This is a genomic window from Paradesulfitobacterium ferrireducens (assembly GCF_017310645.1).
Taxonomy (GTDB): Bacteria; Bacillota; Desulfitobacteriia; order Desulfitobacteriales; family Desulfitobacteriaceae; genus Paradesulfitobacterium; species Paradesulfitobacterium ferrireducens.
On the sequence record NZ_JAFLRH010000034.1, the window covers coordinates 49,344 to 75,305 of the forward strand.

Annotated in this window: 22 protein-coding genes; 19 read left to right on the plus strand and 3 right to left on the minus strand. The window is 51.7% G+C overall.

Features of this window, described 5'->3' with window-relative positions; all coding sequences use genetic code 11:
• Positions 1 to 72 precede the first annotated feature (72 nt).
• The 14 genes from J0X21_RS11560 to bshB2 all read left to right on the plus strand — a co-directional run bounded on the left by J0X21_RS11560 (position 73) and on the right by bshB2 (position 16,691).
• Entirely contained in the window at positions 73 to 1,137 is a 1,065-nt protein-coding gene (locus J0X21_RS11560; protein WP_206812363.1) for an alanine/ornithine racemase family PLP-dependent enzyme, read from the plus strand.
• Positions 1,138 to 1,190: 53 nt separating this feature from the next.
• Positions 1,191 to 2,093 carry an arginase gene (gene rocF, locus J0X21_RS11565; protein ID WP_206812364.1) on the plus strand — a complete coding sequence of 301 codons (903 nt, stop codon included), beginning with the start codon at positions 1,191 to 1,193 and terminating at the stop codon, positions 2,091 to 2,093.
• Between the two features lie 275 nt (positions 2,094 to 2,368).
• Positions 2,369 to 2,944, plus strand: coding sequence for an RNA polymerase sigma factor (locus tag J0X21_RS11570; RefSeq protein WP_206812365.1), 576 nt, complete (start codon positions 2,369 to 2,371; stop codon positions 2,942 to 2,944).
• Positions 2,901 to 3,287, plus strand: a complete 387-nt coding sequence (locus J0X21_RS11575; protein WP_206812366.1) for a hypothetical protein — start codon at positions 2,901 to 2,903, stop codon at positions 3,285 to 3,287. Before J0X21_RS11570 ends, J0X21_RS11575 begins: the two co-directional genes overlap by 44 nt.
• A gap of 51 nt (positions 3,288 to 3,338) precedes the next feature.
• Positions 3,339 to 4,517 carry a M20 family metallopeptidase gene (locus J0X21_RS11580; protein WP_206812367.1) on the plus strand — a complete coding sequence of 393 codons (1,179 nt, stop codon included), beginning with the start codon at positions 3,339 to 3,341 and terminating at the stop codon, positions 4,515 to 4,517.
• Positions 4,518 to 4,680: 163 nt separating this feature from the next.
• Complete coding sequence (gene argC, locus J0X21_RS11585) at positions 4,681 to 5,709, plus strand: N-acetyl-gamma-glutamyl-phosphate reductase (protein WP_206812368.1); 1,029 nt, start codon at positions 4,681 to 4,683, stop codon at positions 5,707 to 5,709.
• Positions 5,710 to 5,752: 43 nt separating this feature from the next.
• Entirely contained in the window at positions 5,753 to 7,039 is a 1,287-nt protein-coding gene (argJ, locus tag J0X21_RS11590) for a bifunctional glutamate N-acetyltransferase/amino-acid acetyltransferase ArgJ (protein WP_206812369.1), read from the plus strand.
• Between the two features lie 21 nt (positions 7,040 to 7,060).
• Entirely contained in the window at positions 7,061 to 7,954 is an 894-nt protein-coding gene (gene argB / locus J0X21_RS11595) for an acetylglutamate kinase (protein ID WP_206812370.1), read from the plus strand.
• A 55-nt stretch (positions 7,955 to 8,009) separates the two neighbouring features.
• Positions 8,010 to 9,224 (plus strand): acetylornithine transaminase, encoded by a 1,215-nt coding sequence (locus J0X21_RS11600; protein WP_407947650.1) that lies wholly within the window; start codon positions 8,010 to 8,012, stop codon positions 9,222 to 9,224.
• An 80-nt stretch (positions 9,225 to 9,304) separates the two neighbouring features.
• Positions 9,305 to 10,420, plus strand: a complete 1,116-nt coding sequence (carA, locus tag J0X21_RS11605; RefSeq protein ID WP_206812372.1) for a glutamine-hydrolyzing carbamoyl-phosphate synthase small subunit — start codon at positions 9,305 to 9,307, stop codon at positions 10,418 to 10,420.
• Positions 10,410 to 13,628, plus strand: a complete 3,219-nt coding sequence (gene carB / locus J0X21_RS11610) for a carbamoyl-phosphate synthase large subunit (protein ID WP_206812373.1) — start codon at positions 10,410 to 10,412, stop codon at positions 13,626 to 13,628. The genes carA and carB overlap by 11 nt, the downstream gene beginning before the upstream one ends.
• A gap of 915 nt (positions 13,629 to 14,543) precedes the next feature.
• Complete coding sequence (locus tag J0X21_RS11615) at positions 14,544 to 15,038, plus strand: hypothetical protein (RefSeq protein ID WP_206812374.1); 495 nt, start codon at positions 14,544 to 14,546, stop codon at positions 15,036 to 15,038.
• A gap of 278 nt (positions 15,039 to 15,316) precedes the next feature.
• Entirely contained in the window at positions 15,317 to 15,676 is a 360-nt protein-coding gene (locus J0X21_RS11620) for a YojF family protein (protein ID WP_206812375.1), read from the plus strand.
• A 385-nt stretch (positions 15,677 to 16,061) separates the two neighbouring features.
• Complete coding sequence (bshB2, locus tag J0X21_RS11625; protein ID WP_206812376.1) at positions 16,062 to 16,691, plus strand: bacillithiol biosynthesis deacetylase BshB2; 630 nt, start codon at positions 16,062 to 16,064, stop codon at positions 16,689 to 16,691.
• Between the two features lie 47 nt (positions 16,692 to 16,738).
• Here bshB2 and J0X21_RS11630 read toward each other — a convergent pair whose 3' ends face one another.
• Positions 16,739 to 17,137 carry a pyridoxamine 5'-phosphate oxidase family protein gene (locus J0X21_RS11630; RefSeq protein ID WP_206812377.1) on the minus strand — a complete coding sequence of 133 codons (399 nt, stop codon included), beginning with the start codon at positions 17,135 to 17,137 and terminating at the stop codon, positions 16,739 to 16,741.
• A gap of 226 nt (positions 17,138 to 17,363) precedes the next feature.
• Between J0X21_RS11630 and larA the strand changes: the two genes are divergently transcribed.
• From larA to J0X21_RS11645, 3 genes are all read left to right on the plus strand, one after another.
• Positions 17,364 to 18,632 carry a nickel-dependent lactate racemase gene (gene larA, locus J0X21_RS11635; protein WP_206812378.1) on the plus strand — a complete coding sequence of 423 codons (1,269 nt, stop codon included), beginning with the start codon at positions 17,364 to 17,366 and terminating at the stop codon, positions 18,630 to 18,632.
• Positions 18,633 to 18,740: 108 nt separating this feature from the next.
• The gene (locus J0X21_RS11640; RefSeq protein ID WP_268939402.1) at positions 18,741 to 19,427 is read left to right on the plus strand and encodes a protein-L-isoaspartate(D-aspartate) O-methyltransferase; all 687 of its coding nucleotides are present in this window, start codon (positions 18,741 to 18,743) and stop codon (positions 19,425 to 19,427) included.
• Between the two features lie 130 nt (positions 19,428 to 19,557).
• Entirely contained in the window at positions 19,558 to 20,391 is an 834-nt protein-coding gene (locus tag J0X21_RS11645; protein ID WP_206812379.1) for a DUF2889 domain-containing protein, read from the plus strand.
• Positions 20,392 to 20,409: 18 nt separating this feature from the next.
• Here J0X21_RS11645 and ggt read toward each other — a convergent pair whose 3' ends face one another.
• Complete coding sequence (ggt, locus tag J0X21_RS11650) at positions 20,410 to 22,020, minus strand: gamma-glutamyltransferase (protein WP_206812380.1); 1,611 nt, start codon at positions 22,018 to 22,020, stop codon at positions 20,410 to 20,412.
• A gap of 195 nt (positions 22,021 to 22,215) precedes the next feature.
• A complete protein-coding gene (locus tag J0X21_RS11655; RefSeq protein ID WP_236006226.1) occupies positions 22,216 to 23,421 on the minus strand; it encodes an MFS transporter in 1,206 nt (401 codons plus the stop codon).
• Positions 23,422 to 23,685: 264 nt separating this feature from the next.
• Between J0X21_RS11655 and argF the strand changes: the two genes are divergently transcribed.
• A complete protein-coding gene (argF, locus tag J0X21_RS11660) occupies positions 23,686 to 24,630 on the plus strand; it encodes an ornithine carbamoyltransferase (protein WP_206812382.1) in 945 nt (314 codons plus the stop codon).
• Between the two features lie 25 nt (positions 24,631 to 24,655).
• Positions 24,656 to 25,861: an argininosuccinate synthase gene (locus tag J0X21_RS11665; protein ID WP_206812383.1), complete on the plus strand. Its 1,206-nt coding sequence runs from the start codon at positions 24,656 to 24,658 to the stop codon at positions 25,859 to 25,861.
• The last annotated feature ends 101 nt before the right edge of the window (positions 25,862 to 25,962 follow it).

Consider the following 25,962-nt stretch of genomic DNA (forward strand, 5'->3'; position numbering starts at 1 on the left):
TAGCTTGCCTGTTACAGGGCAGAAGGTTAAGTGTTAGCCTTAGAAGATTGAACATCGTATGGGGTGTGTCTTATGTTGCCGGAAATCGTTATTGACCTGGATAAAATTGAGCACAATACTAAGGTCGTCTTAGACCTGGCCCGGCAGGCCGGGGTCGAAGTGGTGGCGGTGACCAAGGCTTTTCTGGCGGAGCCCCAGATTGCGGGGGCAATGCTGCGGGCCGGGATTAAAATGCTGGCTGATGCCAGGATCGAGAACCTGGAAATACTGCACCGGCATTTTCCGGATGTTCCTTTAATGCTCCTGCGCCTGCCCGGTCTGTCCCAGGTAAAAGACACGGTGCGCTTAGCCGCTGTCAGTTTGAATTCGGAGCTTAAGGTTTTAAGGGCTTTAAGCGAGGAGGCCCGGCGCCAGGGCAAGAAGCACCGGGTGATTCTGATGGTAGACCTGGGGGATTTGCGCGAGGGAATCTGGGCGGAAAATCTGCCGGAAGTAGCCGCAGAAGCCATGAACATGGATGGATTGGTTATGGATGGATTGGGCGTCAATCTGGCTTGCTACGGTGGGATTATTCCGAATGGAGATAATTTAGGCCAGCTCGTATCCTTGGCTCAAGATTTGGAGACAAGCAGCGGGCAGAAACTCAAAGTAATCTCCGGCGGGAATTCAGCCAGCCTCCCCTTGCTTTTAACCGGGGAGCTGCCAAGCGGGATCAATCAATTGCGGATCGGGGAAGGGATCCTCTTGGGCCGGGAGACGGTTAAGCGCCGGCTTTTGCCCGGGGCGGCTGCCGATGCCTTCGTTTTAAGGGCGGAAGTTCTCGAATCCCAGGACAAGCCGACGGTGCCAATTGGGAACGTAGGTCAGGATGCCTTCGGAGAAACCCCGCAATTTGAGGATAAGGGGTGGCGCAGGCGGGCTATTCTGGCACTAGGGAGGCAGGATGTCCCCCCGGAAGGAATCAGTCCCCTGGATGAACGGGTAAAAATATTCGGAGCTAGCTCGGACCATTTAATTGTTGATATCACGGACGCTCCTGAAGTGGGGGTGGGATCAGTGCTTGAGTTTAATGTGCGCTATGCCGGGCTCCTGGGCTCGATGACTTCTCCCTATGTCCATAAGAGGTTTGTAAAGTAACCATAATTAGATGGGGAGTCAGAATTCAGAATACTGAATTGGGGGTTGGTGTCATGACTCAGAAGAAAATCAGAATTATCGGGGTGCCGATTGATCTGGGCGCAGACCGGCGCGGAGTGGATATGGGCCCGAGTGCCATCCGCTATGCGGGGTTGAATGCCCGTTTGCAGCGTCTGGGTTGGGAAGTGGAAGATATGGGCAATCTTTATGTCCCGGTGCCTGAGGCACGGGAGATTAAAGATAAGCACCTCAAATACCTGCCGGAAATAGTAAAAGTAAGCGAAGAACTGCAAGCGGCAGTGGCCAAGGCTTTGAAGGATGGAACCGTGCCCTTGGTGCTGGGAGGAGACCATAGTATTGAAATCGGATCTTTGGCCGGAGTTGCCGCAGGCGGGCGCTGTTTTGGAGTCATCTGGTTTGACACGCACGGAGATTATAATTCCCCGGAAACCACCACCAGCGGGAATATTCACGGCATGCCTCTGGCCGTGGCCAATGGGATTGGAGCCCGCGAACTGACCAAAATCGGCGGGGAGCACCGCAAAATCCGGGAGCAGAATACGGTCATTATCGGGGCCCGCGAAATTGACAATGAAGAACGGGAGGCACTGCACCGCTCACAAATCACGGTTTTTACCATGAGTGATATCGATCAATTGGGGATGAAGGAGGTTGTCTCCCGCGGCCTCAAGATTGCAGGGGATGGGACCGAGGGCATTCACATAAGCTTTGATCTGGATGTCATCGATCCCACAGAAGCACCGGGTGTGGGCACTCCGGTCAAAGGCGGAATCAACTACCGGGAGGCCCATTTAGCCATGGAGTTAGTGGCCGAGTCCGGGCTATTACTCAGTATGGATGTGGCCGAAGTGAACCCCATCTTGGATATTCAGAACAAGACGGCGGAATTGGCGGTGGGTCTCATCAGTTCGGCATTCGGTAAACGCATTTATTAAAGAAAACTTGGTAAGTGTTTTCCGCAAAAGAAATAGAGATCTTTAAGCACAAAGTGATCCGACGGGTTGCGGTTTAATATAGAATTGGGCTACAATTAGATAAAGGAAAAGTAAAACTACTTAAAATATTTTTAACTAAATTAGGTATTCAGTCACAGGTGCTATTGCTTTGTCGTGAAACATTTTCAGGCAAATTAGCGTACTAAGAGTATAAATATTAATTACTTGTAACCATAAGCTTTTTCTAAAGCATGACTGATGGGAGCGGCCTGCCATTGGAAGATGTGGACATTATTCGCCAGGTGCTTGCGGGGGATCACGAGCGCTTTGCTGTACTGGTGAAGCGATACCAGGAGCCCTTATGGCAGTTTCTGCGCCGGATTTTGCCTTCAGAGCAGGATGTGTTTGACTGTGCCCAGGAGGCACTGATTGCTGCTTACCGCAATTTGTGGAGGTATTCGGACAAGTATACGTTTCGGTCCTGGCTCTATACCATTGCCCGCAACAAGGCAATGGACAGCCTGCGCCAAAGGCAGCGGGCCCAAACCGGCGATATTTCCGAGGAAATAATTGTTGATACTGAGCCGGGTCCTGAGGAGGTCCTGTTGGCGCGTGAACAAAAGATAAGGGTCCAGGAGGCGTTAAGCCGCCTGCCTGATCCTTATCGTCAAGCCCTCTACCTCCGGTATCATCAGGAATTGGCCTATGAGGAAATTGCCCAGGTGCTGCAAATTCCGGTCAGCAGTGTGAAGACCTACCTGCACCGGGGAAAAGAGAAACTTCGAAAAATCTTGGAGGAGGGATATCATGACCCAGCCGGACAATCTGTGGACCCGAGTGTTTCAAGATAAAGATATCCCCGGTCATTTGTTGGATAAATTGCAGAGCAATGTGATGTCCCAGATCTTAGCTAAGCCGGTGAATTTTGAAGAAGCGCTTCTTTTGGCCCGGCGCCGTCGTTGGGGCTTGCTGCTGGGAGGGAGTATTTTGATGGCCGGGCTGATCTTTCTCGGAGTGCTCGTCCTCGTGGGAGCCGGAGCTTTATGGCAATGGCTTTCCTTGACGCGTGATTTGTTGATTACGGCGGTTAAAGGGATGGGGCTGATTTGGCAGGAGTACTCCTGGTCCATGCAGGGAGTAACGGTGATCCTCCTCCTTTGCCTGACTGAGGTTAGAACTCCCTCGGCGGACTAGATTATTGGCAATTGAGCCCAGACAACAAAGAGAGAGATGGGATAGAAACCAATGGATGCAATTAAGGGGTTTTTTAAGGACCAGGCGCAAAATCTGCGCCGGGAGATTTGGGAAGTGGCCAAAAGCATCGGGGATCATCCGGAACTTGGCTACCAGGAGTTTTTAGCGGTCGATTTGCTGAGCAAGTTTTTAACCAAACACGGGTTTCATGTTGAGCGAGGGCTTGGGGGGATGGAGACTGCATTTATTGCTTCCTATAAAGGAAAGCGCCCCGGTCCTCGCCTTGCCTTTCTGGCAGAGTATGATGCTTTGCCGGAGGTTGGGCATGGCTGTGGGCATAATCTGATTGGGGCCGGTTCTGCGGGAGCTGCGGTGGTACTCAGCAAAAGCATTGAACTCCCGGGTGAAGTTCTGGTTATCGGGACCCCGGCTGAAGAAACCAGCGGTGCCAAGGTGACTCTGGTGGAAAAAGGGGTTTTTAATGACATCGATGCGGCTATGATGTTTCACCCCGGCAGCCAGAATGTCGCTGAAATCTCTTCCTTGGCCCTGGATGCGCTGGAATTCACGTTTGTAGGCAGGGCGGCGCATGCGGTCGCTGCAACATACTATGGAATTAATGCCTTAGATGCCTTGATCAATTTCTATATCTCCGTGCGTGAACTGAAAGAGAAACTTCCGGATGACGTGAGGATTAATGGCATTATCACGGAAGGCGGGGTTGCGCCCAATATTATCCCGGAAAAAGCCGTGGCCCGCTTTTACTTAAGAGCGCCGCGGCGGAAAGACTTAGACGTTCTGACGGAAAAAGTGGTGCGCTGTGCGAAAGAGGCGGCTGCTCAAGTCTCTGCCGAACTGAACTGGCGTAAATTTGAGTTTTCCTATGATGAACTCTGGACCAATAAGGAGCTGGCTGATTGCTTCAGCGCCAATCTGCGCGAGCTGGGCGTGCGCAAGATTGCTCCCCCGCAGACGGCTATGGGGTCGGTCGATTTGGGCAATGTCAGCCGGGTGGTGCCTGCGATCCATCCATACTTAGTGCTGGGCACAGGTACGGAAATCCCGCACACCCGCAGCTTCGCCCGGGCCGTCACCTCGGAAGAAGGGGAGAGCCTGATGATGCTGGCCGTGCAAGCCTTGGCTTTTACAGGCTGGGACGTTTTAACGGATGTCAAACTTTTGCAAAAAGTAAAACGGGAATTTGATCGCCGAAAGCGCGGTCAGGGGTAAAGAAAAGTGACTGTCTGGAAGCTCATAGAGCTTATAGGACAGTCACTTTCACTATGCAGAATAGCTGGCAAGAAAACATTTTAGGAAAGTCATTGAATGTTTATACGGTAGAATGTATAATTATAAAAGCAAAGACTGAACAGGCTGGAGGAAATGATTTGAAATGAAAATTGGGATTTTAGGAGCGACAGGATATACCGGTCAGGAACTGGTGCGCTTATTGAAACAACACCCGGAGGCGGAGCTTGTATATTTAGGCACCTCCAGCGCAGCCGGCCAGGCCTATACCGAAATCTATCCTCATTTATATGGACAGTTGCCTCTCGTCTTGGAAGATGAAAAAGAAGTACCGGATCTGGATGTCCTTTTCTGTGCCTTGCCCCACGGGCTGACCGCAGCCCGGACTCAGGAGTTTTTAGACCGCAAAATTAAAGTAATCGACCTGGGCGCGGATTTCCGGCTGCGCCAAGCTCAAATTTATACAGATTGGTATAAACTGACCCACCCGGCCCCCCATTTGATCGAACAGGCGGTTTACGGACTGCCGGAGCTGAAACGGGAACAAATCAAGGGGAAATCCTTGGTGGCCAATCCGGGATGCTACCCAACGGCAACCTTGCTCGCCTTGGTGCCGCTATTAAGGGCCAAGCTCCTGCGCCCGCAGAGCATTATTGTGGATGCTAAATCCGGTGTCTCGGGTGCAGGCAGGGGCGCCAACCTGGGGACGCATTTTTCGGAAGTGAATGAGAATATTAAAGCGTATGGAGTGGCTCAGCACCGCCATACCCCGGAAATTGAACAGGAGCTGTCTCAGGCGGCGGGCACGGAGGTTAAGATAAACTTTATTCCACATCTCGTGCCGATGATCCGGGGCATTCTGGCAACCATTTACGCGGAAGTGCAGCCGGGAGTGGAGGAAGCGGACCTGCGTGCCTGCTGGCAGCAAAGCTATGAAGGGGAACAATTTGTGCACCTGCTTCCGCCCGGAAGCTGGCCTCAGACGAAATTTGCCGCCGGAAGCAACCATGCTTTTCTCCAGCTCACTTTGGATCAGCGGACCGGAAGAGCGGTTTTGGTGTCGGCCATCGACAACCTGATCAAAGGAGCGTCCGGACAGGCGGTTCAGAATATGAATATTCTCTTCGGCCTGCCGGAGGAGATGGGGCTTGCGGGCACGGGAATCTGGCCCTAAAGCTTGTTCGGAATTAAGCTGAACAAGAGAGAGGATGTGTAAGATGTCGGAAACGGGAAATATTGGGAATTGGACCTGGATTGAGGGCGGGGTCGCCGCTCCGCGCGGGTTTTATGCCGCCGGAGTTCAGGCCGGGGTGAAATACAGGAATAAATATGATGTGGCGGTGCTCTTGTCAGAGGTACCCGCTGAGGCTGCGGGAGTTTTTACCCGCAGTCTGGTAAAAGCCCATCCTGTGCTTTTAAGTAAGGAGCGGGTACAAAAAGGAAGAGCCCAGGCCATCGTGATGAACAGCGGCAATGCCAATGCCTGCGTCGGTGAGGCGGGGGATAAGGCGGCCGAGGCCATGACTGCTAAGACGGCGGAGTGCCTGGGATTAGCTGTAGAAGACGTTTTGGTGGCCTCGACCGGGGTAATCGGAGTGGAGATGCCTTTGCCCACGGTGCTTGACGGGATTGAAGCAGCGGCTGCTGAAGCGGCTAAGATGCGGCAGTTAGCCCAGGGTCAGGAGCAGCCGAGCGGTACTGAAAATGCTGAAAAAGAGATTTTCGATAGTGCCCATAATGCGGCCTTGGCCATTATGACAACAGATACGACCGTGAAAGAATATGCCTGTGAACTAACATGTGCCGGCGGGGTCGTCCGGCTGGGAGCGATGGCCAAGGGTTCCGGGATGATTCATCCCAACATGGGCACCATGCTTGGCTTTATGACCACGGATGCCAAGGTGCCTGCAGCCAAGCTGCAAGCGTTGCTGCAGGAAGCGGTGGATGAGAGCTTTAACATGGTCACGGTTGATGGAGATACCAGCACCAACGACTGTGTGTTCCTGCTGGCCAATGGGGAATCCGGGATCGAGCCTACCGGCGCTGACTGGGATAATTTCCGGAATATGGTGCGATCCTTGGCGGTCAAATTAGCCCAGGTAATTGCCCGCGACGGGGAAGGAGCGAGCAAGTTCCTGGAAGTCAAGGTGACCGGTGCCAAGAGCAAGGAAGATGCGCGCAAGCTGGCCAAGAGCATCTGCGGTTCCAGCCTGGTAAAAACCGCCGTCTTTGGCGAAGACCCGAACTGGGGCCGGATCTTGGCGGCCATGGGCTATTCCGGGGCCGACTTCGACCCTTCGGAGGCAGACATTTATCTGGGACCGATCCAGGTAGCCCAAGGCGGGCGCGGGGTGGATTTCCCGTATGAGCAGGCCAAGCGGGTATTGGCTGAAAAAGATATCGTGATCGAAGCCAGGCTCCGGGGCGGGAATGCCCAAGCCACCGCTTGGGGCTGTGATTTGACTTATGAATACGTGAAGATTAATGGGAGCTATACGACGTAGTTTTTAGGGGAGGGTAAAGAGATGAGTGCGCGCGCTCAGGCGTTAGACCAGGCGAGGGTTCTGGTTGAAGCGTTGCCTTATATTCAGAAGTTTGCGGGCAAAACCATTGTCATCAAATACGGGGGGCATGCAATGGTTGACCCGGCCCTTAAAGAGTCGGTCATGCTGGATGTTCTGCTCTTGCGGTCGGTGGGTATCCGCCCGGTCTTAGTTCACGGCGGGGGGCCGGAGATCAATGCCATGCTGAAAAAGGTGGGGAAAGAAAGCCAGTTCATCCGGGGACTGAGGGTTACGGATGCGGAGACGATGGAGATTGCGGCCATGGTTCTCGTAGGCAAGCTGACCACGGAGATTGTTTCCCTCTTAAACCGGTTTGGGGGCAAGGCAGTTGGTTTGTCCGGGAAGGATGCCCAGCTCTTGCAGGCGGTGAAAAAGCCGATGCAGCTTCAGAATCAGGACGGGGAAATGGAAGAAATCGACCTCGGGTATGTGGGTGAGATCCAAAAAGTGTCCCCGGGGATTGTAGAAAGCCTGCTCGACCAGGGCTACATTCCGGTCATTTCCCCAGTGGCGGGAGGAGAGCAGGGAGAGACCTACAACATCAATGCGGATACGGCAGCCGGTAAGATTGCCGAAGCCCTCAAAGCTGATAAACTCCTCTTGCTCACGGATGTGAGCGGGGTATTGCGGGATATCAATGATCCGGAGTCCTTGATCTCGGTGATCCGGCGCGAGGAAGTCCCCGGTTTGACTGCTGAAGGGGTTCTAAGCGGCGGCATGCTGCCCAAAGTCGAGTGCTGTGTGGATGCGCTCACAGGCGGGGTCGGGAGTGTGCATATTTTGGACGGGCGGCTGGCGCATGCGATTTTACTGGAGTTGTTTACGGACGGCGGGATTGGGACCATGTTTGTGTAACGGTTCGCTTACGTTGCAGACTTAGATGTTAAAAAATGTAGGGGGAGTGAATAGCGTGTTAGAAAATATAGGGACCGAGGAACTTATCAGCCGTGGTCAGGCGGCAGTAATGAATACTTATGGCAGGCTGCCGATGGCGATTGCCCGCGGGGAAGGGGTCTGGGTCTGGGATGTGGACGGGAAGCGCTATCTTGACTTTCTTACCGGACTTGCGGTAAACTCTCTTGGGCACCGTCATCCGGTTATAGTAGAAGCGGTGCAAAAACAGGCAGAACTCATCCTTCATACCTCCAATCTATATTGGATACCGAGCCAAGTCGCACTGGCGGAAAAGCTTGTGCAAAATTCTTTTGCCGACAAAGTTTTTTTCTGCAACAGCGGAGCTGAAGCCAATGAGGCTGCGCTTAAACTGGCACGCAAGTATGCAAAAAATCACTACGGACCTCATAAATACGAAGTGGTGTCTTTGGACAATTCTTTCCATGGACGCACTTTAGCGACTTTAACGGCGACCGGGCAGAAGAAATACCAGGACGGGTTCGATCCACTACCGGCCGGGTTTTCTTATGTAGAGCTTAATGATGTGGCAGGTTTGGAGGAAAAAGTAAATGCGAATACCGCGGCGGTCTTGATTGAGCCCATTCAGGGGGAAGGAGGAGTGTATCCGGCCAGTCCGGAATTCCTGCAGACAGCGCGCGCACTCTGTGACAAGTACGGGGCCCTCCTGATCTTTGACGAGGTGCAGTGCGGAGTTGGACGCACAGGCAAGCTCTTTGCCTATGAGTGGAGCGGAGTGACGCCGGATATTATGACCCTGGCCAAAGCCCTCGGCGGCGGGGTGCCGATCGGGGCCATGCTGGCGACAGATCAAGCGGCTGCCGGGTTTAAGCCCGGAGACCACGCTTCGACTTTTGGAGGCAACCCCTTGGCAACCGCTGTTGGGTGTGCGGTCCTGGAGGTTATGCTGGCTCCGGGCTTCCTTGAAGGTGTGCAGGAGCGGGGACAGTATTTTAGCCACACGCTGCAGGAACTGGCAGCCAAGTACGGCTTAACCGAAAACGTGCGGGGCAGCGGCATGATGATCGGACTTCCGGTTGGGGATCAGGGGCCGCAAATAGTGGAAAGCTGCCGCCAAAAAGGACTGCTGATTAACTGTGTGGGCGGTAAAACCTTGCGCTTCCTGCCGCCGCTCATTGCCGGCACCGAGGAGATAGACCAGGCTTTGACGATTTTAGATGAAGTATTTGCGGAAATTATGGGGGATCACTAACGACAGGGCCGTGAACCTAGGATCGCATTTTAATCGCAACTAGGAAGTTCGAAAATGCACGGGGGAGGGAACCTTAAAACATGCAAGCAGCTTTGGTCTTGGAAACAGGAAAAATATTCAGGGGGGAATCTTTTGGTGCCGGCGGAGAAGCTTGGGGGGAAGTCGTATTTAATACGGGCATGACAGGGTACCAGGAGGTGCTGACAGATCCCTCGTACGCGGGGCAAATTGTCTGTATGACCTATCCGCTTATCGGGAACTACGGTGTTAATCAGGCAGATAACCAATCTGCGAAAATCCAGGTACAGGGGTTTATCGTCAAAGAAGCAGCCCTTAACCCGAACCACTGGCAACTGGAAAAGAATCTTTCCCGGGCTTTGGTTCAAGCCGGAGTAGTCGGGATCAAGGGCATAGATACCAGGGCTCTGACGCGCCTGATCCGTGAACACGGGGTTTTGAAAGGCGTAATCACTACTGACATGGAGCATCTGACCGAATTGGTAAAGAAATTGCAGGATTGGGAAGTGCCGCAGGATGTCGTAGCCCAGGTAAGCACCAAAGAAAGGTATGAATTAGAGCCCACCAAACGGATAGCGGCCGACACTGCTGAAGCGCCGTATCACGTCGTCGTGATGGATTTTGGCATTAAGGAAAACATTTTGCGCACGATGCGGGAAAAGGGTTTCCGCTTAACCGTTGTGCCTTACAATACCCCGGCTCATGAAATTTTAGCCCTGAATCCCGATGGGATTTTTCTCTCGAATGGCCCGGGAGACCCCAAAGTTGTTACGGAGGGGATCGAAACCATCAGACAGCTGCTTGGCGAACGTCCCATCTTCGGGATTTGCCTAGGGCACCAGCTTTTAACCCTGGCCGCTGGGGGAGACACCTATAAACTCAAGTTTGGGCATAGAGGCGGAAACCAGCCGGTGCAGGATCTGCGCACGGCCAAGGTCAACATTACTTCGCAAAACCACGGGTATGCGGTGGCAACTGAGAGTTTGGAGAATACGCCCCTTATGGTGACGCACCGCAACTTAAACGATCAAACAGTCGAAGGGATGGCGCACCGGGAGCTTCCGGTTTTCTCCGTGCAGTATCATCCGGAAGCCGGTCCCGGGCCGAGCGATTCGCTCTACCTGTTTGATGAGTTTGCTCAGTTGATGAGCGAAAGGAGGGGCCAGCATGCCTCTTAATCCGGCGTGGAAGAAAGTAATGGTGATCGGCTCCGGGCCGATTGTTATCGGCCAGGCGGCAGAGTTTGATTACGCCGGAACTCAGGCGTGCAAAGCCTTGCGCGAGGTCGGACTCGAAGTGGTTCTGGTTAACAGCAACCCGGCCACGATTATGACTGACAGGCAAATGGCGGATAAGGTTTATCTTGAGCCGTTGCTTCCGGAAAGACTGGAAGTAATTATCGCCAAGGAAAAACCTGATGCCCTGCTCCCCACTTTAGGCGGGCAAACCGGGCTTAACTTAGCAATGGAGATGGAGAAACAGGGGATTCTCACTCGCTATGGAGTTGACTTAATCGGGTGTGATGCCGAGACGATTTACAAGGCGGAAGACCGGGAGGCCTTCAAGGCGACCATGCTTGAAATCGGAGAACCTGTGGCCGAAAGTACGATTGTCACCAATCAGGAAGAAGGAGACGCTTTCGCGGAGCACTGCGGTTATCCGATCATCGTCCGCCCGGCTTATACCCTGGGGGGCACAGGCGGCGGCATTGCCAAAAACGAAAAGCAGCTGCACGAAATTCTGGAGCGTGGGCTGCAAGCGAGTCCGATCCGGCAGTGTCTGCTCGAACGGAGTGTGGCCGGCTGGAAAGAAATCGAATACGAGGTCATGCGCGATGCAGCCGACAACTGTATTACGGTGTGCAACATGGAAAACATCGACCCGGTAGGGATTCACACCGGGGACAGTATTGTGGTCGCACCTTCCCAAACCTTGACCGATGTCGAGTACCAAATGCTCAGGGCTGCGTCCCTTAAGATTATCCGCGCTTTAGGGGTGAACGGGGGCTGTAATGTACAGTACGCTTTAAACCCCAGAAGCCGGGAATATGTAGTCATTGAAGTTAACCCCCGGGTCAGCCGCTCCAGCGCCCTGGCCTCAAAAGCCACCGGTTACCCGATTGCCAAGATGGCAGCTTTGCTGGCGGTAGGCTTCACCCTGCCTGAGCTTACGAATCCGGTCACCGGGCACACCAGTGCCTGTTTTGAACCGGCTTTGGACTATGTCGTGGTTAAATTCCCGCGCTGGCCTTTTGATAAGTTTCCGGCGGCGGACAACCGCTTGGGCACGCAGATGAAGGCGACCGGGGAAGTTATGGCTTTGGAGAGAACTCTGGAAGCGGCTTTGCTTAAGGCCGCGCGTTCGCTGGAGGTTGGAACCGTTGGTCTCAGGATTGCGGATTCCGGGCGCTGGACGGAGATGGAGATCGAAGACAAGATGGCCAAAGCTGACCATGAGCGCTTCTTTGCTGTCGCTGAGGCTTTTCGCCGTGACTGGACCGTTGCTGAGGTCGAAAACTTGACCGGCATCGATCCTTTTTTCCTGAATAAGATCAAAGATTTGGTCAGCCTGGAGCACCGTTTGCAAAATAGCCCGCTAACTCCTGAACTTTTGCGGTGGGCCAAGGCTCAAGGCTTCTCCGACCTGGCGGTTGCCCGGTTAACAGGGCGCAAAGAAGATGAGATACGTGCCGAGCGCTTTGCCCAGGGAATTGTACCGGTGTATAAGACGGTAGACACTTGCGCCGCTGAGTTTGTATCCTCTACTCCTTACTATTATTCAAGCTATGAAGAGGAAGACGAGGTCGAAGTGCATAACGGCCCGAAAGTGGTCGTCTTAGGTTCAGGGCCGATCAGGATCGGACAGGGAATCGAATTCGACTATTGTTCGGTGCATGCGCTCTGGGCCTTGCAGGAGGCCGGAGTAGAATCCATTATGATTAACAACAACCCCGAGACTGTATCAACCGATTTTGACACCGGGGATAAACTCTATTTCGAGCCCCTGACTGCGGAAGACGTGCTGCATGTCATGGCTAAGGAGAAAGCTGAGGGGGTTTTGGTGCAGTTCGGCGGCCAGACCGCCATCAATCTGGCCGGGCCGTTGAGCCGGGCCGGGGTTAAGATTTTGGGCACGCCGGTGGATGCGATTGATATCGCTGAGGACCGGGAGCGCTTTGCCCAGCTTTTGCTCCGCCTGGGAATTCCTCAGTCCGAAGGGCGGGCGATTACCTCAGTCGCCCAAGCGCAAGAAATAGCCTCGGAGCTGGGATTCCCGGTAGTGGTGCGCCCTTCGTATGTGATCGGCGGGCGGGCGATGGAAGTGGTCAGCCGCCTGGAAGAACTGGAAGAGTACCTGCGCCGGGCGATTCACCTTTCTCCGGAACACCCGATCCTGGTGGACAAGTATTTAGAGGGAAAAGAAGTCGAGGTTGATGCGGTCGCGGATGGGGAAACGACCGTGATTCCGGGTATTATGGAACACATCGAGCGGGCCGGGGTGCATTCAGGGGACAGCTTTGCAGTGTATCCGCCTCAAAGCCTGACCCCGAATGAACTGGCCCAGATCGAGGATTATACCTGCCGCATCGCGGAAGGGATCGGAGTGCGCGGGCTCTTAAATATTCAGTTTGTGGTGGTTCAGGGCAAGGTCTATGTTCTGGAGGTAAATCCGCGCGCCAGCCGCACAGTCCCTATCCTGTCGAAAGTGACCGGAATTCCGCTCGTGAGCCTGGCGGTGCAAGTGGCCTTGGGCAAAAAGCTTAAGGAGCTGGGCTACAAGCACGGACTGGCTCCGGAAGTCCCGTTCGTGGTGGTCAAAGCCCCGGTCTTTTCCTTTGAGAAGCTGACCAAGGTCGAAACTTCCCTGGGGCCGGAGATGAAATCCACCGGAGAAGTGCTGGGAATGGATACCCAGTTCGGACATGCTTTGGCCAAGGCTTTTGCCGCTTCCCATGTGCCGCTGCCGGACTTTGGAGATATCCTGGTCACGGTGGCGGAGAAAGACCGTCCGGAGGCCATGATGCTGACGCGCCAACTGGCGAACCTGGGATTCGGGGTGAAAGCCACGGGAGATACAGCCAAAGCCCTTGCTCTCTGCGGCGTGGAAGTTGAAGAAGTTGGTGAAGGGAGCGAGGAGCTAAAAGATGCGGTGCGCCGCAGGGAATTTTCCTTTATCCTTAGTACCCCCGCCAAAGGCAAGCCCGAAGAACGCATGGGTTATCTCCTCCGCCGCTTGGCTGCCGAACACCGCGTGCCCTGTCTTACTTCAATGGACACTGCCCGCGCGGTGGTGCGCGCGCTCCAGGAAATCCGCAGCAACACCCAGCCCCATGTGCTGTCATTGCAGGAGTATCTGAGCCTGGTTAATCCGGTGGCTGCCAGGTAGTAAAGCCAAACTAAACGCATTAGAACCCCCGTTTTTACTGTTCGAAATACTATATAACCGTTTGATTTCGCGAAACAACACGAAAAACTTTCGTGCTGTTTCGCGTTATTATTTCGTGTTTCGCCGCCCCTGAACAGTGCTCATACTCTGTAAATAGCTTGTTTAAGTCAGAAACCTGTTTTAATCAAACGTATCGATGCAGAAATTGTCGAAAAAATCTTTCTGAAATGTTGTAACATTTTTGACGTGTAAAGTGTCTATATAGTAGAACCGGTAAATTTCTACCATCTTTCCCAATCGAAAGGAAGTGATTATAGTGAAAGTAACATAAATGGCGTAAAGGTAAGTATGATCTGGTTTTGGTTTTTCTTATTTGAATAGGTGGTCATTATAAGACTTTGAGATGCTTAATTTTGGATTAAAAGAAGATTAATTCTAAGTAGAAAGGGGAAAAAATAGTGATCAGAAGAAACCTTAAAACTGCTGCCATCGCATTTGTTATTGGGATTTTATTTTCAACAAGTATAACGGTAGTGTTAGCAGCTGAAGCGTCTAGTCCTTATGGTTCCTACGGTCTTTATCTTGGTTACACCTATTAAAACCAAGCAGTTATCAATACTGGTCCTTACTCAGTGAATGCCCATACAACGGTCCAAACCGAGTCATCGACTAGTGTGCCAACGGGATATATGGGTGCTCAGGCGAGGCTGTTTGATTCATCAGGCACATTAATTGAATATTCGAATATGACATATAATGATAGCCCGACGTCTATCATGAGTACGCTAGCTTACACGATAAATAGACCAGGCACATATTACAGTCATGGTATATCTGCAGCATATACCGGTAATGGATATGATTATTACTACACATTTAAGAGTCCGTATCTCACTTATTAGGGGGGTGAACAGAATGTTTGCTAAAATGATTGGAACAAAGACATTAACTATCACCGTGGCCATTCTTGCGGGTATAGTAGCGGGATCATTTGGTTTTGGAACTGTTTTTGCTAACAACTTTTCTACGTATACCCTGTCTAATCAGAGTACCACACCCACTCCTGTCTATCCGACGAACGATAACGGTCAAACATATGGCTCTGCTCGGGACGCTACTTCTCTAGCCACAGAGCCGGATTTAATTAGAGCACGCGGCCAGGACGGAACTGAAGGGTACGTACGGTCTACAGATTTGCACGGGATAATGCCTAAAACGCCGGAGGAAGCTTTAGCCCTGCAAAGTAATCGTAAACCTGGAAGTTTTGAAGAGATTCCGCTCTATGATGTTGACGGTAAAACTGTTATTGGGTCATTTAAAATCCAAAACACTCAGGGTATTAACAAGCCAGTAGAGGCCATAACTGAACAAGATCTTAAGAAGGCAAGAGGAGAGTCAACTACCGAATAAAAATTAGCAAGTCAATGTAAAGTTGACCAAGGTTGATACTTCCCGTCCGGAAGCCATGATGCTGATGCGCCAGCTTGCGAACATGGGATTCAGTGTAAAAGCCACGGGAGCCTTGCTTTATCGGGCAAGATCCGGCTAACAAGATGGCTCATAGTAGCTTCAGCGAAGAAGATTTGCTAAATTAGATATACTAAAGTAGACTTGATTGTGGAAAATACCTAGGAAGGCTTTCCGAACAACGATTGACCGGGAAGATTCCCCGAGGAGGTGAGAAGTGCATGAACCCCATTGATCCGTCGGCTGTTCAATCCATACTGGACAGTTTTCTCAACCGTGAAGTATATATCCATCTGGAGACAACCAACGGCGCTTACGCCGTCCATCGCCGGGAAAGGAAAATATCCGCCGGGGCTTTTATCCGCAATGCCCGGATTCGTTTTGAAAGAGGGGTTATCACGGGAGACCGTCCCTATCGGGTTGGCCTCAAAATGGAGCTGGGTTGGGTCTATGCCGAGGGATTAACCGACTTCGAGCTGGACCGGGAAGGGCGGCTCTTGCTCGCTGGTCATGATGAAGAAGGACGTTTGGCGGTAGCGCTTGAGCTGAGCCTGAGCCCGTTCCCTCATGCTGACTCCTGACTCCTGCCCTGTAACATGCCGGCAAGCTACCTTGCCCGCATCCTCCGCCGCAAAAGCATTTCTTTACGGTTTGCGGCTACGGCGTTAGTCTGCACTGCAGACTAACGTACCACGCGCCGGATGCTCGAACAGCGTGAAGCTGTTCGCCGAAGGATCGAGCTTGTCGACTCGCTACCGCGCCAAACCTTTGGGTAATACCTGGAGTGAACCGTGGCGCGGCTTCACGCTTCGTCGACTGCGCTCACGACGCTCCTCTGCTCTACGGTTCGCTCCGCAAGGTAGCTTGCCTGTTACATTCATCAGTGGTGCTGCGTAGCAGCATGGAAGTCTGACTTCTGTCTCCTGACTCCTGACTCCTGATTCCTGTAACAGAGGTGAAATTTAAATGACACAACATGTGCTTGTGGTTTTTCCGCATCCGGATGATGAAACATTTGGCTGTGGAGGGACCATCGCTCTCTTCGCCAAATCCGGCATACCGGTCACTTATGTTTGCGCAACGCTGGGGCAAATGGGGCGGAATATAGGAAAACCTTTTTTCGCTACCCGGGAGTCGCTCCCCCACATCAGGGAAGCGGAACTGGAAGGGGCCTGTAAGGCCCTGGGTATCCAACGGGTGATTAAACTCGGGTTGTGGGATAAAATGATTGAATTTGAAGAGCCGGAAGCCCTGATTGCCAGGCTTGGACAGATTATCCGTGAGGTGAACCCGTCATTGGTTCTCACTCATTATCCCGGATATGCAGTCCATCCGGATCATAATGCGCTGGGGAACTTAACGATTCAGGCGATCTCCCGTCTTTCTCCTGAAGAACGCCCGTTGGTTTACGCCCATGCTTTTGACCGCATGGCACGGGAGGTCCTGGGAGAGCCGGATATCGTCAACGACATCTCAGCTGTGGCTGAGGTGAAACTGGCGGCCATCCGGGCGCACAAATCCCAGTCCCAATTGATCCCGATTGAGCAATTTCTTAAGCAGGAGTCTTTTTGGATTTACCGGTTTGACAATAAGTAAGAGAGGGCCAGGACGAGATAGTCTTGGCCCTCCGAAGTTAAGAAGAATTATAAGATTTTCTTGCCGGCCATCGGCCCGGGTTTAAGGCCATGAATTTCCTCAACGTGACATAAAACGACAGCCTTGGGTTTGGGCAGGCCCGCTTGTTGGGACATTGCTGCGGCTTGGTCATACAGGGCTCCGCTGTTTTGGACTTCCGGGGTGCAAATAAAGCGGAAGCCATCAGGGATCTCTCTGTTGGCAACGGCTACAACTACCCTTGAACCATCCAGGACGTTTTGGTAGGTAGTCCCGCCGGTACCTTCCGTGAAAACCAAGGTTTCATCGTTCAAAACCCGGGTAGAACGTTTCGGAGCTACGTTTTGAATCCCTTCTTTACTTACTGTTCCTACGTAACATTGAGTGCTGTTCACCATGTCTTTCATTTCTTGAGTTAAGACAGCCATTAGGGTACTCCTTTCAAAAAGAATTTGGATCATACTTTGGTATAATATTATAGATTCTAGGATATTTTGGCAAGTACGCACTGACGCAACAAAAAGGTAGTCAAAGAAATGCGCCGGTAAAATAGTTGAAGAATGAATCGAGCAAGCATTGACGAACGAAAAGCCTCTGAAACAGCCCTCTGTACATAAGCCTAAGTAGAGCTAAACCAAAATGGAGAGTTTATCTATGCAAATCACCTTAGCCTACGGCAAAACCGGGCTTCCGGCAGAACTCCCGGATGACGCGGTGGTGATCGAGCCCAGGCACCTGCCTAAGCTCGAACATGAAGAAGTAGCAGTGAAGGAAGCCCTGTGCCATCCGATCGGAACCCCGCCGCTCAAAGACATGGTCAAAGCCGCGGATAAAGTGGCCATTGTCATCAGCGATATGACCAGGCCCACGCCCAACCATAAGCTGGTGTCCTGGCTCCTGCGGGAGTTAGAGCATGTGCCCCGGGAAAACTTTGTCATCATCAACGGCACCGGCAGCCACCGGGACAATACCCGTGAAGAATTAAGCCGGATGCTGGGGGCAGAAATCGTAGATACTATTAGGGTCATTAACAACAATGCCTTTGACAAGGAAACCCAGATCTATTTAGGCCAGAGTTCATTCGGAGCCGAGGTTTACTTAAACAAGGAATATTGTGCAAGTGATTTTCGGATTGTGACCGGATTCATTGAACCGCATTTCTTTGCCGGATTCAGCGGCGGCCCCAAAGGGATTATGCCGGGAATCGCCGGGATCGAAACAATTCTTCATTTTCATAACGCCTCTATGATCGGCAATCCCAACAGCACCTGGGGTTTGATCGAGGGGAATCCTCTGCAGGCGGCCGCTACGGAGATTGCGTTGATGTGCAAGCCCGAGTTTATGCTGAATGTGACTTTGAACGGAGACAAGGAAATCACCGCTTTTTTTGCCGGAGATGTGATTGAGGCGCACCGGCAGGGGTGTGCCTATGTTAAAGAACAGGCTATGGCTGCCTGTGCTGAACCCTTTGACATCGTAGTTACGACCAACAGCGGTTACCCTTTGGATCAGAATCTGTATCAGGCAGTCAAAGGAATGAGCGCTGCTCAAAGAATAGTTAAAAAAGGCGGAGCAATTATCTGCGCCGCGGAGTGCAGTGACGGCCTCCCTGATCACGGCAACTATGCCAAGATTCTCGGGATGCGCGCTACGCCTCAGGGAATTTTGGATATGATTCATGATCCTTTATTTTCTATGTTCGATCAGTGGCAGGTGCAGAAACAGGCTATGATTCAGCTCTGGGCCGATGTCTATGTCTATTCTGCACTGCCGGAAGAGCAGGTGCGCAAGGCGATGTTCAAGCCCTGTGCGGATATTGCCCAGACGGTAAGCGAGCTCCGGGTAAAATACGGTCCGGAGAGTAAAATTGCGGTGATGCCGCTGGGGCCGCTCACGATTCCGTATGTGCGGGAAATTTTATAATAGTTTTGGCCTCCAAGGTATAACCTAAGGAAAACTAGTCATTGTTGGATATCGGATATTACCTGTAAACAGCGGGATCGCAATTAGATAAATACCGGAGGGATAAGGATGCAAGCTGAAGAGCCGGGTAGAGAACAAGATCCTATTATGAACAGGGCTGAGGAACGGCAATGGATGGTTGATGTTCTTAAACAGGAAGGCATTAAAGACGAGGCGGTGCTTGCGGGAATGCAGGCGGTGCCTCGTCATTTCTTTGTGCCCAGGGAGATGTCCGATTATGCCTATGATGATGAAGCCTTGCGCATTGAGGCCGGGCAAACCATCAGCCAGCCTTATATCGTCGCTCTTATGGCTCAGGCCTTGGAGTTAAAATCCGGAGACAGAGTGTTGGAGATCGGCACGGGCTCCGGGTATTCGGCGGCTGTACTCTCCCGGCTGGCAGCCAGAGTGTATACCATTGAGCGCCATAAAGTGCTGGCTGACCAAGCCGGGGAGCGCTTTGCGCGCTTAAACTATGAGAATATCGAGATTCGCTTTGGGGACGGAACCAAAGGCTGGCCGGAGGAGGCTCCCTTTGATGCGATCCTGGTTACCGCCGGTGGGCCGCAGGTGCCGGCCTCCCTTAAGGGGCAGCTAAAGGTTGGGGGCCGGCTGGTCATGCCTGTAGGGACAGAAAAGATGCAGGAGCTAATCAGAGTACGCAGGAACGGAGAACAGGATTACCGGGAAGAAAGCTTGGGTTTGGTGCGTTTTGTGCCCTTGATCGGGGAAGAAGGTTGGCCGTTGAGAAGCTGAAATCTACCGCTCAGGCTGAAATGAGTGCCGGGCTGCAAGAAGAAGAGTTATAATTCTGCTGAATGCCAACGTTTGATATTAGGCCAGAAGAGATGGTTGGCAATCCGGATGAGTGGGGGGAGTATGGGAGATGAAACCGGTTTACCAGCGTTTTTGGAACCATTCCGTGACGCGCGTGAATCCGCGTGAGCTCATGTCAGTTACGACCTACTTAGATACTCTGAGTGAATACCGGGTTCTGCTTCAGGTCGGAGTCAGCGATCTGGTGATTGCGGGCGGAGTGATCGAATGTTTCCGCAAGCAGGGAGAGCAATTGATTAAACCGCAAATTGTTAAGCCTTCCTTGCAAGGAATTCAAGCCTACTTCGGGTCGGGCAGGCAGGTCAAAGAAGCCCTTGAAGGAGATACGGTGCTGATTGAACTGGTGCTGGAGAATATCATGGCGGTCATTCAGGCGGAAGCCTATCTTTATGCAGAAAGAGGTTTCCCAACCCCTGAGGCTTATGATGATTTTTGGGATCAGTGCTACCGGGGATCGTGCAAGTACTACAGCAACTTAGATTTAGTCAAAACACGGTTTATGGAGCACATTCAGCCGAAACAGCGAACCGATTACTTGTTTACGCGCATTAGGAATGCAGCGGTTTACCAAAGTGAGCCTGAGCGCTGGCAAGTCTCTGTGAATTTTGGTGACTCTTTTCATGAGATGACTTTAATTTTGGGTTGCCGTGGAGATGATTTCCAAGTGATTGAGATAGATGGCGCGATCCTTCGTTGCCCGGATCAAATTTGTACAAAGGCTGTGTCTCATTTAGAGGACATGGTTGGCCTAGCTTTGGCCGGGTCGAATGAGAAGGAAATCCTAAAAGCAACGGGGGGCGGAGAGGGCTGCAGCCACCTGGGCTTTATGGCTGTGGATGCCGCTAAGGCTGTTAAGGCAGTAAGAGCAGCTAAATTTCGGTAGAGCTAAACTCCTTCACGTTTACCAACAAGCGACCATTCCGTCTGTGCGTGAATCGGTGCCGCCGGTAAGAACGCCTGTCTTTTGGTCCTTCCAGATAATTTGCCCGCGTCCAAAGCCATAGGGGTCTAACACCATGTTTACGTTGTGCCCTCTCCTGGCTAACGCTTCTGCAAGATGGGGCGGGAAGGAATGTTCCAGTTCAATACTCCTATCCCCGATCCAGCGCCAGCGGGGGGCGTCTATGGCCGCTTGCGGGTTAAGATGAAAGTCAACGGTATTCATAATGACTTGGAGGTGCCCTTGGGGCTGCATAAACCCGCCCATCACCCCGAAAGAACCTATCGGCCCATGATCTTTCGTCAAAAATCCGGGGATGATGGTGTGGTACGTTCGTTTGCCCGGTTCCAAGCGGTTTGCCGCTGCCGGATCCAAGGAAAAATTATTCCCCCTGTTTTGAAGACTGATGCCTGTTCCCGGAACGACCAGGCCGGATCCGAAGCCCATATAATTGCTTTGGATGTAGGATACCATGTTGCCCGAGTCGTCAGCAGCTGCCAGATAAACCGTCCCGCTGCCCGTTGGTTTACCCGCTTCAGGAAAAGAAGCCGTTTCTTTAATCAATTGGCTGCGTTCTTCTGCATAGGCCTTCGAGAGGAGATCCTCAATTTTAACGGACATTTTTTCGGGATCGGTAATATAGCGCTTTCCGTCGGCAAAGGCCAGTTTTAAGGCTTCGATTTGGGTATGAAAGGTTTCCGTGGTATCCCGTTCAGCAAATTCAAAACGGTCTAAAATATTTAAAGCGAGTAAGGTCACCAACCCTTGACCGTTCGGCGGAATCTCCCAGACATCATACCCCCTGTACCTGACCTTGATGGGTTTTACCCATTGGGGTGAGAAATTTTCAAGATCTTGTTTGCTTAAGTATCCGCCGAATTGTCTGGAGAATTGGTCGATTTTCTCGGCCAATTCCCCCCGGTATAAGGCTTCGGCTTTGGTCTCGGCAATGAGTTGCAGGCTTTGGGCATGATCCGGAGAATTCCAGATTTCACCGGCAACCGGAGCCCGTCCTTTGGGCGCAAAGGTTGCAAACCAATTTGCAAATTCGGGTCCGCGCAGCGCTTCAGAATAGGTCGCAAAAGATGTGGCCCAGTATTTGGCTAAGACCGGCGACAGGGGGTAACCTTTCTCGGCATACTCTATTGCCGGTTTGAGACAATCGGCAAACGGTATTTTCCCGAAACGGGAGGAGAGGGCCGCCCAGCCTGCAGGGGCACCCGGAACGGTTACGGGTATCCAGCCGTATTTGGGCATTTGCTTATATCCCATCTTGAGCACGGTTTCTAAAGACAGGGTTTGAGGGGAGGGGCCGCTCGCGTTGAGACCATACAATTCCCCGTTTGTCCAAACCAGGGCAAAAGCATCGGAACCGATACCGTTGGAAGTCGGTTCTAAGACCGTTAAACAGGCCGCGGTTGCAATGGCTGCGTCGATGGCATTGCCGCCTTTTTTGAGGATGTCCAGACCGCCTTGGGCCGCCAGATGCTGGGATGTGGCCACCATTCCGTTTTGTGCGTAAACGGCTACCCTCTGTGATGGATAAGGATAATACAACGAATCAAAGTTCATATTAGCCTCCATGCAATGTAAATGTTTGTAAGAATAATCAAGTCGCCTAAGGTTTTAATCAGTAAGTTATTTTCGGTTAACTGAACAATTTCCATGTGAAAATCCCTGATTCTTTCCAAAACGGAATCGAACCCCTCATTATGATAAGCAATGGTTTCAGCTTGCACGATATTGTTCAGAACCTGCAACATGGACTTAGAATTTTTGAGCTTGGTAAATACTTTCTCCAACCTGGGATTGGCGGCTGAATGCCAGGTAGAATGCCAAAGCCAGCACCGCCGGGATAACATTCAACAGATACATCATACGATAGCCGACCGCTTGGGCCACCACTCCCCATAAGACGGAACCAAGGCCCACTCCGATATCGAAGACTGTGAAGTAGGTGCCGACGGCTGCACCGCGCCGGTCCGGCGGGACATTTAAGACAGACAATGCCTGCAGGCTCGGTTGGACAGCACCGAATCCAATCCCAAAGACAATTGCGGCTGCGATAAACATCGTTAAAGATTGGGCAAGGAAAAATAAAACCATGGTCAGGGTTACGATGACCAGTCCGGGAATGACTACAATATCAAAGCCCCGTTGATCCGCGAGACGCCCCAGTATGGGCCGGCTGAGAGTAATCGTCACGGCGTAAACTGTGAAAAAGATTCCAATTCCGCTGATTCCCCTTTGGGCACCGTACAGGGCGAGGAAAGACAGGACTGAGGAATAAACCAAAGTGATAAAGAAGGCAACCAGAGAAGGGCGAAGGGCGCGCTTTTCTATGAGCATCGATTTGGCGGCGCTGGGGTTGTGATCCACTTTTCTATATGAGATTAAGACGGCTGCCAGCAAAGAGACTAAAATAGCAAACGTCGACCCCAAGAAGAGCACGCTAAAATGATACTTCTCAATGATAAAGAGAGAGAGGGCGGGAGCAATCCCCATGGCTGCGCTCATGGCCAGGCCAAAATACCCCATTCCTTCGCCCAGCCTGCTCTTTGGGATCGCATCGGCGGCAACTGTTCCGGCTGCGGTGTTGCAGTAACCCCAACCAAATCCCTGGATGAAACGGAAAAGCAAGAAGATGAATAAACCCTGGACCCAGGTAAAAACCAGGGAGCACAGCATAAAAATCGCCAGGCCCAAAAGATAAATCCCGCGGCGGCCATGCCTGTCAAGTGTACGCCCGGCAAAAGGCCGGATAAGTACCGCAGAGATTAAGAATACGCCCATGGCCAGCCCGGATAAACTTTCCTTGCCGCTGATATTTTTGATGTATATGGGCAAAGTCGGGAGCAGCATGTAAAATCCAATATAAGTTGCAAAGTTGGAAATGAGCACCAGGAGGAAGTTTTTGGTCCATAGGGGTTCTGCTAAAGAACCATGCACAGACGATTTGGTAAGAATACTCAATAAGTTCGCCACCTTTGGAAAATTCGGAAAACTACTCAACGTATTGTATTCGGCAGCGGAATATATTTTCCTGCATTTCTTGAAACATCTTCTCTTTTCAGGAACATGTTGCATCCGTGGCACGATGATTGCATAAATAACACAATTATTGCATAAATATTGGAGTGCTTTTTGGTATCATATCCCAGCACATTTTCTATTGAATTTTTATACACTAAATAGTATAATCATACACATCAAGAAGAGAGGAAATGGTGATAAGAGATGACACAGCTAAACAAGGAAAAATTCAAAGGCAGAGATTTTATCTCTTTGCACGATTTTTCGCAAGAAGAGATTGCTTATATGTTAAAAATTGCAGCAGATTTGAAGCGGGAGCGCAAAGAGGGCATTCCGCATCCGCACCTGCAAGGAAAAACCTTGGCCATGATGTTTACCAAGTCTTCCACCCGGACCAGGGTTGCGTTTGAAGTGGGGATGTATCAGCTCGGGGGCCAGGCTCTTTTTCTAAGCAGCCGGGATATTCAGTTGGGGCGCGGGGAAAGCATCGCCGATACAGCCCGGGTGCTGTCGCGCATGGTGGACGGGATTATGATCCGAACCTTCAGCCATCAGGAAGTGCTGAACCTGGCCGAGTATGCCACGGTTCCGGTGATTAACGGTCTGACAGACCTGCTCCATCCAACTCAAGTGCTGGCGGATTTATTGACTATCCAGGAGCATAAGGGTGAACTGGCGGGCCTTAAATTAGTTTACATCGGAGATGGAAACAATATGTCGCATTCCCTGATGTTTGGCGGAGCCAAAATGGGAATGCATGTCGTGATTGCCTGCCCCGATGCCTACCGGCCGAACCCGGAAATTATCGCGTTGGCTGAGGAAGATGCCAAGGCCAACGGGGGTAAAGTGGAAGTCATATCCGACCTGCAAGCGGCTGCAGAGGGTGCGGATGTGCTCTATACCGATGTGTGGGCCAGCATGGGCCAGGAACAGGAAGCTGAGATCCGGAAACAGGCCTTCTCTTCCTACCAGATTAACGCGGAGCTGTTAAAGGCGGCCGCCAAGGATGCCATTGTGCTGCACTGCCTGCCGGCTCACCATGGGGAAGAAATTACGCACGAGGTATTTGAAGGTCCGCAGTCCGTAGTCTTTGACGAGGCTGAAAACCGCCTTCATGCTCACAAAGCGATTATGGCGTTGGTAATGTAAAATAAGAGTTGGGAGGAAAGAATGTATGAAAAAGGTTGTGTTAGCGTATTCCGGAGGGTTGGACACCTCCATCATCATACCCTGGCTGAAAGAGAATTACGGGTATGAAGTGATTGCTATGGCTGCAGACTTGGGCCAGGGGGAAGAACTGGAGCCTCTTAATGAAAAGGCGATTAAAAGCGGAGCCAGCAAAATCTACATTGAAGACCTGAAGGAAGAATTTGTGACCGGCTTCATTTATCCGACCTTAAAAGCGGGAGCGGTTTATGAAGGACAGTATTTGCTCGGCACCTCCTTTGCCCGTCCCCTGATTGCGAAACGGTTGGTGGAAATCGCGGAAAAAGAGGGCGCGGTCGCAATTGCCCACGGGGCCACCGGTAAAGGAAACGACCAAGTGCGTTTTGAATTGAGTGTCAAGGCTCTAAATCCTGATCTTCAAATTATTGCTCCCTGGCGCTTATGGGATATTAAGTCGCGCGAAGATGCCATTGATTATGCCCAGGCCAGAGGGATTCCGGTTCCGGTCACCAAAGACCGTCCTTACAGCATGGACCGCAACTTATGGCATCTAAGCCATGAGGGCGGAGATCTGGAAGACCCTTGGAATGAACCGCAAACAGACATCTATTTGCTGGGTGTGGCTCCGGAAAATGCCCCTGACACCCCGACTTATATCGAATTGGAATTTGACAAAGGGATCCCGATAGCGCTGGACGGGGAAAAATTATCTCCGGTCGCCTTGGTTGAGAAGCTGAATGAACTGGGCGGGCAAAACGGAGTCGGAATCGTGGACATGGTGGAAAACCGCCTGGTCGGGATGAAATCACGCGGTGTCTACGAGACTCCCGGGGGTACCATTCTTTATGCCGCCCATCAAGCCCTGGAACACCTGACTTTGGACCGCCAGACTCTTCATTATAAAGAGCAAATTGCCCTTAAATATGCGGAGCTGGTGTATGACGGCGTTTGGTATTCTCCGCTCAGGCAAGCGCTCGATGCCTTTGTGGATGTAACCCAGCAAAATGTGACCGGAACGGTGCGGATGAAGCTTTATAAAGGAAATTGCACTCCGGCTGGGGCCAAGTCCCCGTATTCCCTGTACAACCAGGAATTTGTCACCTTCGGGAGGGATGGGGTCTATAATCAGAAAGACGCTGAAGGCTTCATCAATCTCTTTGGATTGCCGCTCAAAGTAAGAGCACTGATGGAGAAAAAAGCTGGTCTTCGCTAGAAAACTTTAGCAGACGGGGCGTAACTATAAAATCCTTTAGAAAAAGACTCTGCATCTAAAACTAGATTGCGAAGTCTTTTTTCTTTGAAAAAACAAGGAAA